Annotated in this window: 7 protein-coding genes, 5 pseudogenes and 1 other annotated feature; of the genes and pseudogenes, 8 read left to right on the top strand and 4 right to left on the bottom strand. The window is 49.0% G+C overall.

Annotation, left to right across the window (positions count from 1 at the left end; all coding sequences use genetic code 11):
- Position 1: 1 nt before the first annotated feature.
- Positions 2-1,606 (bottom strand): DUF6399 domain-containing protein, encoded by a 1,605-nt coding sequence (locus U2F10_RS07935; RefSeq protein ID WP_499870936.1) that lies wholly within the window; start codon positions 1,604-1,606, stop codon positions 2-4.
- A gap of 302 nt (positions 1,607-1,908) precedes the next feature.
- Positions 1,909-3,087, bottom strand: a pseudogene (locus U2F10_RS07930) (ISL3 family transposase); the annotation flags it as partial.
- A 76-nt stretch (positions 3,088-3,163) separates the two neighbouring features.
- Here U2F10_RS07930 and U2F10_RS07925 point away from each other — a divergent pair.
- Complete coding sequence (locus tag U2F10_RS07925; protein WP_499870216.1) at positions 3,164-4,099, top strand: IS5 family transposase; 936 nt, start codon at positions 3,164-3,166, stop codon at positions 4,097-4,099.
- A gap of 25 nt (positions 4,100-4,124) precedes the next feature.
- Here the strand turns inward: U2F10_RS07925 and U2F10_RS07920 are convergent.
- Positions 4,125-4,658: pseudogene (locus tag U2F10_RS07920) on the bottom strand (transposase family protein); the annotation flags it as partial.
- Between the two features lie 174 nt (positions 4,659-4,832).
- Here U2F10_RS07920 and U2F10_RS07915 point away from each other — a divergent pair.
- A pseudogene (locus tag U2F10_RS07915) lies at positions 4,833-6,031 on the top strand (IS4 family transposase).
- A gap of 39 nt (positions 6,032-6,070) precedes the next feature.
- Positions 6,071-7,201: pseudogene (gene ltrA / locus U2F10_RS07910) on the top strand (group II intron reverse transcriptase/maturase); the annotation flags it as partial.
- 55 nt (positions 7,202-7,256) lie between these two features.
- Here the strand turns inward: ltrA and U2F10_RS07905 are convergent.
- Positions 7,257-7,451 (bottom strand): annotated as a pseudogene (locus U2F10_RS07905) (class I tRNA ligase family protein); the annotation flags it as partial.
- A 67-nt stretch (positions 7,452-7,518) separates the two neighbouring features.
- Positions 7,519-7,784 (bottom strand) — a binding site (T-box leader).
- Between the two features lie 782 nt (positions 7,785-8,566).
- Between U2F10_RS07905 and U2F10_RS07900 the strand changes: the two are divergent.
- The 5 genes from U2F10_RS07900 (at position 8,567) to U2F10_RS07880 (ending at position 12,685) form a co-directional block, all read left to right on the top strand.
- Positions 8,567-8,806 (top strand): hypothetical protein, encoded by a 240-nt coding sequence (locus tag U2F10_RS07900; RefSeq protein ID WP_499871632.1) that lies wholly within the window; start codon positions 8,567-8,569, stop codon positions 8,804-8,806.
- Between the two features lie 25 nt (positions 8,807-8,831).
- On the top strand, positions 8,832-10,253 hold the full coding sequence (locus U2F10_RS07895) for an MATE family efflux transporter (RefSeq protein ID WP_499057047.1): 1,422 nt from the start codon (positions 8,832-8,834) through the stop codon (positions 10,251-10,253).
- Between the two features lie 157 nt (positions 10,254-10,410).
- The gene (locus U2F10_RS07890; protein ID WP_499871630.1) at positions 10,411-10,713 is read left to right on the top strand and encodes a transposase; all 303 of its coding nucleotides are present in this window, start codon (positions 10,411-10,413) and stop codon (positions 10,711-10,713) included.
- Positions 10,710-11,054 carry an IS3 family transposase gene (locus tag U2F10_RS07885; protein WP_499871629.1) on the top strand — a complete coding sequence of 115 codons (345 nt, stop codon included), beginning with the start codon at positions 10,710-10,712 and terminating at the stop codon, positions 11,052-11,054. The genes U2F10_RS07890 and U2F10_RS07885 overlap by 4 nt, the downstream gene beginning before the upstream one ends.
- A 17-nt stretch (positions 11,055-11,071) precedes the next feature.
- Complete coding sequence (locus tag U2F10_RS07880; protein ID WP_499871627.1) at positions 11,072-12,685, top strand: IS1634 family transposase; 1,614 nt, start codon at positions 11,072-11,074, stop codon at positions 12,683-12,685.
- The last annotated feature ends 17 nt before the right edge of the window (positions 12,686-12,702 follow it).

Below are 12,702 nucleotides of genomic sequence, written 5' to 3'. Positions count from 1 at the left end.
CTTAAGCCGGGAAAAGTTCTGCGTGTAACGGTTGTATCTGATGTGCTTTATATGACCGTCTAGGCATTGGCAGCTCATCAATCGTACTGAGAATCCATTCAAATAGGTCCGGAAAAGGCTGTCTAAAGAGTCGTTGTGCGGCGGTGGTGCCATCGGGTCGTTTCAGGTCGAAATTGTGAATAATGGTAAGCACCTTCAACGACTGATGAGAAAAGCCTCGGTTGACATGATGGCGCTGCGACAAATAGCCATTGCGCCCTTCGACAGCAGAGGAGGTGCGTTGATACTTTGCACACATCCACTGACACCACTGCACCCAGTGTTGGTGTTGAGGGGCATCCATCTGTAGGGTCATCGTCTGGGCCATGAGCTGATCATAGGCATCGCTAGCGGCCTGTTGATAGCGAGATTTGAGGTGAGGCTGTCGAGTTTTATCAGCTTGTTGTAACCAGTAGACCCAGGGCAACAAGGCTGTCAGTACCCAATTTTGGAGGTCAACCTCCTGAGTTTCAGTGGCTAAGGCCTGGATCACCCACTGCCACCAGGCATGAATCCCCGTGGCAAAATGGGGGATCTGAGCTTGAAAGGTGGCAATCGCTTTTTGAGCCGTATCGCCCCCATAGAGACAAGTCAACTTGCTCAAGGTGCTCAAGGGAACGGTCAGTTGTGTGGTTAAGCCGTCGAAGAATTGCCATTGGGCCGTGTCGAGCGTGAAGGGATGGACCGCTTGGCTAATGTCTGCCAAGGCCTGATGGTAAATGTGTTGATCTTGTTCAAGCTGTTGGTGTTGGTGAGAGAGGGACTCTAGCTGCGAAGACAAGACCTGTTGCTTGGCCTTGTCTGTTGTTTGGCCTAATTGGTGGTGAAGGGTGTCTACTTGTTTTTCAAGCTGAGCGAGTTGACGTCCCAGAGCACTGCCGATAGGACGTCCGAGCGCCCGCATCGCATGGAATAGATCCGCCACACTGGCTGTTCCCAGACCGCAGAGCGCTAGTTTGACCAAGGCACGAGCTCCATCACTGACCATAAAGTGACACTGCCATTGGGTCTGATGCCACCAGGTCTCAGTCTGTTTGAGCCAAGTGTCATAACGGCGGTTCTCACATTCCACTTCTGTAAAAATGAACCCACTGGCTAACTCCACCAGCACCAGAATCGGCAGGCCAAAAAAGGTTTCATCCCCTCCGAGACAGATGCCAGGTTTGTTGACCGGTTGGCACTGCTCGGCTTGCGCCGTTTCGTAGGCCATTATGGCCTCATAGAGACGGTGTTTGAGTTGACGTAGCGCACTCGCAGAACTCCCCACATGGGTATCGAGGTGAACGGCTTTGAAGAACTCCGATAGGCTCTCGGCTCCTACCCCGTGCTTAATGCCAAAGTGATAGATCACCCCCACCACCAGACGTAATAGCCAGGCAGTCCCAGCCGCAGTTTCCCACAAACCTGATTCCGGATGCTGGTTGCGACGTGCAATGGCCTGATGATGACGATGCACACTACTTTTGCTGATGCCAAGGGTGGTTGCTATCGACTCTATCCCTTGCTTTGCATTCGTTTTGATACAATCGGCGACTTTTTGACTGCGCTCTCGTATAGTAAGAGACATCGTTCCCAACTTTACTTTGCATGGGTACGATACATGGCTCTGAGCATTGCTGCAGAGCTCTTTTTCTGGTCTTTGACTGAGGTGTTTATTTATACACACCTGAAAGCTGTATTTATTTCCCGCCTTAAAGAGTTACCCAGCTAAAGTATTGCCTATCACCATCAACGTTTGGACAGTGCCTTGAGTACTTAGGGTTTGCTGAAAACTCAATAGAAATCTCAGGTATTAGACGACAATTACATTGGGCTCTTGGCGACTTTTGGTGATCGCGCTACCCTAGCCTGAACCATCGCCCCAGAAGACTATCTGTTTGTTAAAATTAGTCGCTTAGCCAATAGGTCTAGCTCTGCCCGTCCAAACATTTGTCGTTTCAGCATTTTTAATCGATTATTTTGGCCTTCAACGGGGCCATTGCTAACCTCTAATGTAACGCCAGCTTTGACCGCATCATAATCTTCGTCCAATCCTTTGGCAAAGCTCTGAAATGCTTTCACTGTAGTATTCTTAGCTTTTTCTAACCAGTTATCTAACTGCGCAGGAAGTCGCTGTCGGACAAGGATGATAAAGTCCTGAGTGAGCCTTATGAGCTCCAATAGTTCAGATCGTTGACTAAGGCGTTCCAGGAGCGTTTTTTGTTTATCTGTCAACGAGTCCGGTTTCTGGAGAACTAACCAAGCCGCTCGCCGAGCACTTAACGGTTTCTGGGACTTGATGGTGACCTTTGGGGCCGGACCTCGACCAGGCAAGTCCTTTAATGAGTCAGGGTTGGGGCTTAGCTGAGTTTGAGCTGACCGTAGCGTATGGGTATAGCGTGCAAGAGTTTCGTAGGTCCCTGAATAGCCCTTTTCTTGAATTGCCTTAAAGAGCTGTTTGGTGTGCTGACGTCCTTGGTTCCATTGATCGATGAGATATGACTTGTAGGGGTCTAAAATACTCCTGCGTTTTCGGCTGGATGGCTGCCATTCCGGAAACGTCTCATGCGATAGATAGGTATACACCGTACGCTCACCCATCCCTAGATGATAGGCAATATCTTTGACCTTGTATCCTTGCTTCCGTAAGCTGTGGACCTGCTCATAGTTTTCGAGGCGTTCAGCTCGCTTTTGGGCCGTTTTCTGTTGTTGGGCTGTTTGGGGAGTTGAATTCTGTGATGTCGAAACTTCAGACACCGTAGCTCCTTCGGATTGAAGCTGTTCTTGTTCAATCTGTTTGAGGATTTTTGAGTGACTCTTCAGAGCCTTTTCTAGAGTCTCTTCAAGATTGTGTAACAGATGAAAGCGATCTGCCACCTGAATGGCATCGGGAGCTCCCTGAGTCATCCCACGCTTGTACGTCTTGGAACGGTCCCGTGACAAGATTTCAATACCAGGGTGCTCTTCTAACCATGCGGCTAAGGTTTCTGCTGTCCGGTCTGGTAACAAAGCAATGGGATGGTGTGTTTCGAGATCCACCAAGATAGTTCCATAGTGATGACCTTTACGGCTTTGGTGCGTGAATAAAGAAGTTGCGGAGCCGTAGGTGCCGGTAAAGTGTAGTTACCACACAAACACGGTACCGATGAAACGCACCTACAAACTCCGCAACTGGTCTGAGTATAACGCTGCTCTGGTAAAGCGAGGAAGTCTGACGTTATGGCTCAGTGATGAGGTGATTGCCGAGTGGAAAAACACTCAAAAGACTGGTAAACCAGGGGCATCGAAAGACTATAGCGATTTAGCCATCCAAACACTCTTGACCTTCAAAGTGCTCTATGGACTGGCCTTACGTCAAACCATTGGCTTTGCAGGGTCTATCTTTGAACTGATGGATGTATCGGTAGACTTACCGGTGCATACAACATTGTCACGTCGTCAACAGACATTACCGATTGATTTACCGATTCAGCCGACCTCTGGCAGTCGTCATGTGGTGGTTGATAGTACGGGCATTAAAGTGTACGGAGACGGGGAATGGAAAACCCGGCAGCATGGGGTGAGCAAACGTCGCACTTGGCTCAAACTCCATTTGGGTGTCGATGAGCAAACCGGAGAGATTCTGGCTGCCGTAGTGACTTCGAACGCCATCACTGATGGCGAGATACTCCCGGACATCCTCGACCAAATTCCCGATGAGATTGACCAAGTGAGTGCCGATGGGGCGTATGACCGCACCTACTGCTATGACGCCATTGATGAGCGTGATGCAACGGCAGCGATTCCCCCTCGCAAAGATGCCAAAATTTGGTTTCATGGCAATCGCAAACAGGCCCCGCATCCACGAGATGAAAACTTACGAGCGATTCGCAAACAGGGACGGTCTACCTGGAAAGAAGAGATAAACTATCATCGACGGTCTTTGAGTGAAACCATGATGTATCGACTCAAAACTATGTTCACAGGTGAGGTGTCTGCACGAGGGATTGAAAATCAAACGACAGAATTACTGTTGGAATGTTCTATTCTCAATCAGTTCACCCACTTAGGAATGCCCGATAGCTATCCTATTGAAGCCTAAGATCGATATCCTAGAGGACCGATCTGTCTACCAAAATATTCACGCACCAAAGCCGACCTTTACGGAACGCAAAATCATCTACGCCCAGACTCCTAGGGGTAATCACCTCGGGTAGCGGCAAGCTGGAGAGAAGGCGCAGAAAGGTATTTCGGCTATAGGCGTAGCCTACTCTGTAACTTAATCTAGCGGCGGCTGACCCAGCCAATTCTAATCCTATGGCGATTAGATGGTCTGTGTAACGAGTCGTACGCCTAGCCCAAGGGGCGACAACACTGGGTATGCGCTCAGTAAAGATCCGTCGCTGACAGGTGTCATTGAGACAGAAAAACTTACACACCTCTAACAAGAGAGTCAGGCTGAACTGAACCAAGGGTAAATCCCTGAGCGTTCGTTGATAACGACTATGAACCCGTCCAGTGGGAGCTTGGCACAATGGGCAATGGGCAATCACCTGAGTGGATTCTACTGTAACGATGAACCGATGGGTTTGGGTATCTAAATCCCAGTGTTTCAGGGCTAAGGCTGATGAGTCAGGGAGTAGATGCTGTAGAAAGTCCATGATGGGATGCACGTGAAGGCCAATCCCTATTTACGGTTTGCCATCCCATTCGGATCACCAAAAGTCGCCAAGAGCCCGAAGTGAGTGTGATTTTGCAAGCCTATAGTTGGCAAAGATTTGGGAAAATAAAACGGCAAAAAAATAGGGGACTATGGATCCCCCACAAAAAATAAAATGTTGCCTCAAGTATACCAAACGATTTGCCGTAAGCATCTGAACGAGCAGCAGTATCTAACGCTGGAATTAGTGTTACTTTTGATACAAGCGCATCGTCAGGTCACTCTTGGAGCCTTAGCCAGTCTATTTCCTCAACCGATCAAATATGCGAGTCGAAAACGGAACCTGCAACGGTTTTTAGTCCTGCCTCGTTTGAGCCTTAAAGTGTTGTGGTTTCCGTTGCTCAAATATTGGATTCGACAAGCTCAAACCGGGCATCGTCTCAATCGAGAGCAGCGTCGTCAGCTAAAAAAAAGACCCATCAGAAGTATGGGTATTGGTTGATTGCGATAGACCGAACCCAATGGAAAGGACGTAATCTGTTTATGGTGACCCTGGTATGGGGGACTCATGCATTACCGCTCTATTGGGAGCTATTAGACCATGTAGGCAACAGTAATCTGAGGACCCAAAAACGAGTCTTAAAAATCGCTCTAAAATTATTGAAACCCTATCCAACATTGGTGATAGGAGACCGAGAATTTCATAGTCCCAAATTAGCCGAATGGTTGGACCAAAAAAGGGTATACTTTGCCCTGCGTCAGAAAAAAGACTTCCATTTTCAACACCATCCTGATGGCGAATACCAAGTTCTCAAAGACCAAGGATTTAAGCCTGGGATGTCTAAATTTTATGTTGGCATTAGAGGGAACAAAGGAGATGGATTAGGTCCCTTTAATCTGGCTGTTTATTGGAAACGTAAGTACCGCAAGACGGGACCGAAAGCCCCCTGGTATATCCTGACAAATCTCCCAACTCTCAAACAAACTTTAGCGGTTTACCGATGTCGGTGGGGGATTGAACAATTTTTCAAAGATTGCAAAACCGGAGGGTATCACCTGGAAGATACCAAGGTGAACGACCGACGTTTTCTAGCCTTGGTGGTGTTGATTGTGCTGGCCTATAGTCTTGCCACGATGCACGGTCAACGGATGCAAGAATTACGGATAGATGAGTATGCTGGATGTATCAAAAACTACTCAACTAAGATTCCCCATCAAAGTGATTTTAGCTTGGGTCTGTATGGACATCGGTGGATAGTTGCCATGGAAATATGGTCTGAATGGGCCTTCAGATTGATTGCACTCAAGCCTCATAAACGGCTCTATTTTCAGCGTGGATTTCTCGCTCTATCCCTTATGGAACAGACTTTATAGCTACGTTGTCACCCTTTAAGGACGGACTCAGACGTATCAATGAACCAGCCCAGGGGAGATACGGTTTGGCGCACGGATATGCAGCCAGCCTTAGACATGAACTTGATGGCGCAGGTAGTGGAGAAAGCCAATCTGTTGAAGGCATGGAAACGGGTGAAGTCGAACAAAGGAGCGCCCGGCAGTGACGGGATGTCCTTGGAAGACTTTCCGGCCTATGCCCGAGACCACTGGCCCACTATTCGCCAATCTCTGTTGGATGGCAGTTATTGTCCTCAACCCGTGCGACGGGTAGTCATACCCAAGCCCGGCGGACGAGGCGAAAGATTATTAGGGGTCCCTTGTGTCGTAGAACGGGTGATCCAGCAAGCCATTCTTCAGGTGCTAACGCCAATCTTTGATCCTGGCTTTTCAGAGTCAAGTTTTGGGAGTCGTCCACAGCGCTCTGCTCATGGAGCAATCAAGCAGATAAAAGGCTACCTCAAAGCGGGATATCGCATCGCCGTAGATTTGGACTTGGAGAAATTTTTCGACACGGTCCAGCACGACGTTCTGATGGCTCGGGTGTCACGGAAAGTGCACAACAAAGTGCTCTTGAAACTGATAGGCCGTTATCTGCGAGCAGGTGTAATGGTGGATGGCATCATCCAGGCAACAGACTGGGGTACCCCTCAGGGATCACCGCTTTCACCGTTGCTTTCTAACATATTGTTGGATGACCTTGACAAGGAACTGGAGACACGAAGCCACCGCTTTGTCCGCTACATGGATGACCTGGTAATCCTGGTCAGAAGTGTACGAGCAGGCAAGCGAGTGATGGCTAACGTCAGCCGATATCTCACCCAAACGCTGAGGCTGAAGGTGAACCGGCAAAAGTCTCAGGTGGTGAACGTCCATGCATTGGAATATCTCGGGTTTCAATTTCGAGGGATTCGAGTGTATTGGTCCGACAAAGCCTTTGCGGACTTCAAACACCGACTGAAGGGATTAACAGCCCGCAGTTGGAGAGTCTCAATGGACTACCGCCTAGAGCGCATAAACCAGTATCTGTGAGGCTGGATGGGTTATTTTGGCATTTCACAATATTATCACCCGATACCAGAGCTAGACGGCTGGTTGCGACGGCGCATCCGGATGTGTTACTGGAAACAGTGGCGCAGACCGCGTACGCGCCGCCCTTGCGGACAACACGATGACCTTGCATGGTTTTGTAGCGAACAAACAGGTCTTTATAGGCCCGAGAGATGACATGGTGCACACCCGGTTTACCATTGGCGGTGGGTGGGCCTTCGTAAAATACAAAATTGCCTTGGGGGGCTGGTTTATCTACCGACTTTTGGAAGATATGGTGCGCTTTCCAAAAAGCTATAACCGTCTGCTCCAGGCTGGAGAAACTGGGCGTTTTTTCAACATCGTGAAACATGATTACCGCACTCCCTGTGGGTATAGAGCCGTTATAAAGTCGGCAATCGCCAAACCCTATTCCTCCACATTGGGGCGCTGAGGTGAGCGCGGTACCACCCAATTTTGCCAACGCTTTGCAACGTCGGTCTTTGCAGCTGCTCCCAAATGGGAAGAGCCTCCTGCTATAACGTGCAGGCCACGGCCCTGTCTACTCGAATGCGATCGCGAGCGATCCTTCTTTTGGAGGGCGGCTCAGGGAGGATATTCATTTTTGCCGTATGGTCAGGCTTACACCATCCCTGACTCGCTCTACACCGACACAAAAATTACTCTTTCCCATCAATGCCTTTGTTGGGGTTAGACCACATCTAGTTTGAAAACTTAAGTTTTTCCCGTAGGTCAAACGACTAGGTCTGGATGTGGTCAAGGTTTATTTAGATTTTTCCGATTATAGCGAATGAAAACTCAAGTTGCGAGTAGTTAACCAAGAAGCTGCGAGATGCCAAGTCGTTTTGTTTTTCAGCTTAGAGCCAAACTGCACTCTCAGTCTGTTGCTTGTCAGATCACTTTAATATTTCTGTAATGGCACACTGTAGGAGTTCAGTGATAGTCGGCAGCACCGTAGATAACGGTTCGCTTGAGCGGCTGCAAATTACCTTTGCAATCTAGCAGGCTCTTTCGTCAGTCCGTTCCAAGTGAATTGTGTACGCTCGGCATGGGCGTGAACTAATGGGGTGAAAGTCCCCTGTAGGAGGCCTGCCCAAATGCTCGAAAGTCATAGGAGCCGAGAGACGAGTACTACTAGCTTAAGGCAAGGGCGCTCTCGCGAGGGCGGGTCTGAAGGAAGCCAGCGGCAAATCTGCGAGCCGACGTAGGCGTAAGACTTCCCGAAGGGTAAAGAAACGTCATAGAAGGCCTGGATTCCCAGGTAAGTTGGCACAACACAACGAAACCTAGATGTCCAAGGAACAGGGTAAATGACGCGATTGTGTAGAGACTGAAGTGACCCCAAAATCGTTATCAACCATTAGTGAGAATGTGCAAAAAATCGGAGAAAGCTGCAAGATATCAAGACTTAACCCACTGCATACTCCTAGGTATCTGCTGAAATATCGTTCAAGGAACGAGTTGCACATGTCACATATTTTGCATCGCGACTCTAGCCTAAGAGAGAGAGGAAGTAGCTATGCCGCTGGCACAGACCTCGTCAGCTATGGTTTCCAAGAACCTTATCTGCGTGCGGTTTTGGGACTTATTGGCGTGATCGACATCACGTTTATTCGTGCTGCAAACTCAAACGAAAGAGAAGATTCTCGTCGGCAGTCTCTAGCTAAAACTCATGACTTAATTCGCCAGATGACAACAACTTGGTAGCGACAAGGGAAAGGCGGGCTTTACGATGGCTTATCAAACGGAATCACTCCTCCCTGTCGCAAAAGTTGACTGGCGAGGCAAACGTCGTGTGGATTATCGAGGCATTTTGCTTCTTGCGTTTCCACTGTTTCTCAGTAACGGGGTTCAAGCTGTTCTGAACCTTACAGACTCTTGGTTTATTGGACGCCTCTCGACCGATGCGATCGCTGCAATGGGGGCGCTGTACTTTCTTATCCTGGTACTGTTCGTCCTGTTTGGTGGGGTCGGCATGTATGTACAAACTTTAGTGGCTCAAGCCTATGGAGAGGGTAAATATCACCAGGCCGCCCAAGCGGTTGGGGCCGGATTTTGGGGTGCACTCTTGCTCACCCCACTGTTCGTTCTACTGGCTATTTCAGGAGTTGAGTTGCTTAAGCTGTTTCAATTCTCTCCAGTCGTTGAGCAGCTAGCCATCGACTACTGGATACCCCGTCTCTTGGGCTTGACAATCGCAATTATAAATTTAGGATTGACCGCCTTCTTCAATGGCGTTGGTAGAACTACGATTACGCTGTGGGTATCGATCGCCATTGCCCTCCTCAACGTGGTTTTGAATGAGAGCTTGATGTTTCAGTTGGGAATGGGAATGGCTGGGGCCGCATGGGCGACAACCCTTTCGCTCATGGCTGGCATGGTGCTTTTTCTCTGGGTTTTTCTCAGCCGTGAGATTCGTCAAGACTTCCAATCTCATCGGATTTGGAAGCCCCAGTGGCAAGCGATTCGCTATCTTTTTGCGGTAGGTCTTCCACTCGGGTTTCTTATGACCGCCGATTTAACCGGGATTGCCTTCTTTCAAATCATGCAGGTCAAGCTTGGTGTCGTACCAGGGGCTGCTACCCAGGTTGTCATGATGCTGACCTCGACGGCCTACATGCCAACGCTAGGTATCGCGCAGGCAGGAACAACCTTGGTCGGACAGTCAATTGGAGCAGGTAATCGCCGCTGGGCAAAGCGATTAGGCAATATAGCGATCGCCTTATGTGTGCTGTACTCGATTTCAGTGAATGTCTTACTTGCCTTTAACGGGCAGTGGCTAGTACCCCTATTCGTCACGACGACTGATGCCCACGTTGAAGCCGTTATTCAACTGAGCCAGACATTACTCTGGCTAGCCGTTGTCTACAACGCTTTTAATGCATTGAATATTGGCAGCGCCTTTTGCCTTCAAGGTACCGGCGACGTCAAGGTGCCGAGTCTGTTTGCTGTTCTATTGAGTTGGTTGGGCTTTGTGCCACTCACTCATATCCTGACATTTGAGCAAGGAGAAGGGCTGGTTGATTTTCTGCCACAATTAGGAGTAGGTATCTTTGGTGGATGGAGCGCCGCAATCCTATTTACTCTGCTACTGAGTTCATTTCTATTTTTGCGATGGCGATTTGGAGGCTGGCAAAAAACTAGTTCGAGATAGAGCATAGCCTACTGATTAGGTGCAGTTTTCTCGCAAATGTCCTCTGGATAAGCACCTGAAGGTTTAACTGAGGTAGTCCAACGATCCCCTGTAGTGACCCCCAAAATTAGGACAGGACTGAGAGAGCGTAAGCTAGAGTCCAATAGGGGGAAGGAATATGGCCAGCAAGCCAAGAAACTACAGTAGCGAATTTAAGGCAAACGTGGTGCTGGAGATCGTCAGCGGCCAACGGAGTGTGAGCGAAGCCAGTCGAGCCCATAACGTCCATACGTCAGTGATCAATCGTTGGCGTAATGAATTTCTTAAACAAGCGCATTTAGCGTTTGGAGGCAAAGGAGGAGGAAATGAATCAGCCGAACGAATAGCCGAATTGGAACGAATGGTGGGTCGGTTAACGATGGAGTTAGCGGTGGCAAAAAAAGCTTCAGACATGTGGAATCTGAGCGGAAACGAACCATGATAGAGCAGTTGAAAGGCGAGTATCCAATCCAGGTCATCTGTGATGTCATTGGCTACAGTCGGAGTCGTTATTACTATCGGTCAACATCAGACAAACAAACGCAAGAAGAGGAACTAAAAAAAGCGATCATTGATGTGGCGGGACGGTATCCCACCTATGGGTATCGACGGATTACTAAACAATTACAGCGAGAGGGATGGCGTGTTAATCACAAACGTATCAGCCGATTAATGAGAGAATTGGGACTACTGGAAAAGCGACGAATACGACGGAAACGAACAACCAAGAGTGTGCATGGCTATAAGCGCGCATTCCGCAGGTTAGGTTTGAAAATCAGGTAATTTAAGCGGTAACATTTTTGCAGAGCCGCTTAAAGAAGATGCGCGTCGAGGATATTGATCACTTAGGCATCATTGCAGGGATTGTAGACCAAATCGGACTCGAAGCGCTGGTGAATGATTGTCTAGGGACCCATGTGCAGCAAAAGGTGAGTCCGGGACAAGGGATCAAAGCCATGATTCTGAATGGATTAGGCTTTGTGAGTGCACCGTTGTATCTGTATGAAGAATTTTTTGTGGGCAAAGCAACGGAGCATCTGCTTGGCGAGGGGATTGCGCCCTCCCATCTGAATGATGATTACTTGGGTCGATTACTCGACAAAGTGTGGGCCTATGGACCCAGCAAATTGTTCAGTGTCGTCTCGATGGCAGCCTATCAAGCCTTTGGCTTAGATAGCCGTCGTTATCATCTTGATAGTAGTAGCCTGAGTGTGCATGGGGCGTATGAAAGCGCGAACAAAGAGCCGGGTTGCATTGAAATCACCCATGGGTATTCGAAAGACCACCGACCTGACTTAAAACAGTTTGTAGTGGAGACAATCTGTACGAATGATGGGGGAGTCCCCTTAGCGTTTGAGGTCGCCAGTGGCAATCAATCCGACAAAGCGGTGTTTGCAGACCGATTAAAGACGTTTGCAGAGCACTGGAGTGTCGAGGGAATCTTGGTGGCTGACAGTGCCTTATACAGTGCCGATAACTTAGCCATTTTGGGGGCACTGCGTTGGATTACCCGTGTCCCGTTAACGCTATCCGCCGCCCAATCGGTGGTTACTGAGATCGATCCAGAGGCCTTTGTGGCAAGTGAACGGGACGGCTATCGATTGGCTCGTGTGTGCACAACCTATGGGGGAATTCGACAAGGGTGGGTCGTGGTCGAGAATCAGACACGGGTCGAGACGGATTGCCAACAGGTGGATAAACAGGTTGCCAAACAACTCATCAAGGCAACAAAACAACTGCGTCGTCAACAGACCATTGAGTTTAATTGTGCCGCCGATGCTCGCCGTCAAGCTGAAACGTTAGCCACCCGCTGGCCCTATCACTGTTTGAGCCAGTTAGACGTGGTCGAACAGCACCACTATGCCCAGTCAGGACGCCCGAAAACAGGGGCGACACCCACCCAAGTCACGTATCAAATTACCGCTCAAATCGTCGCCGATGACGCTGCTATTCATCAGGCAAAGCGAAAGGCAGGACGCTTCATTTTGGCGACCAATGTCATCGATGATGACACCTTGACTGACGAAATCATTCTCTCCGATTACAAAGGGCAATCGGTCTCTGAACAAGGCTTCGATATTCTCAAGGATCCCTTGTTTTTTACCTCCAGTGTTTTTCTCAAAACACCTGAACGCATTGTAGCTTTGGCGATCATCATGGGATTGTCCCTGATGGTGTACACTTTAGCTCAACGGCAGGTGAGACACGCCTTGGACCAGGCGAATGAAACCCTTCTCGACCAACGCAAGCGACCGACTCAAACGCCGTCCTTACGGTGGATTTTTCAGAAGTTTCAGGCAATTCACCTGGCTTGGCTCAATGAGCAACCTCAGGTTTCCAACCTCTCACCTGAACGGCTGAATATCCTCAGATTTCTTGGCGCGCCCTGCCAGAAATATTATTTGATTTGCTGACTAACCTGCGGAATGTC

Origin of the sequence: Leptothoe sp. EHU-05/26/07-4 (assembly GCF_043421015.1) — a bacterium.
GTDB lineage: Bacteria > Cyanobacteriota > Cyanobacteriia > Phormidesmidales > Phormidesmidaceae > Leptothoe > Leptothoe turfae.
This window is presented reverse-complemented; position numbering and strand designations above follow the sequence as displayed.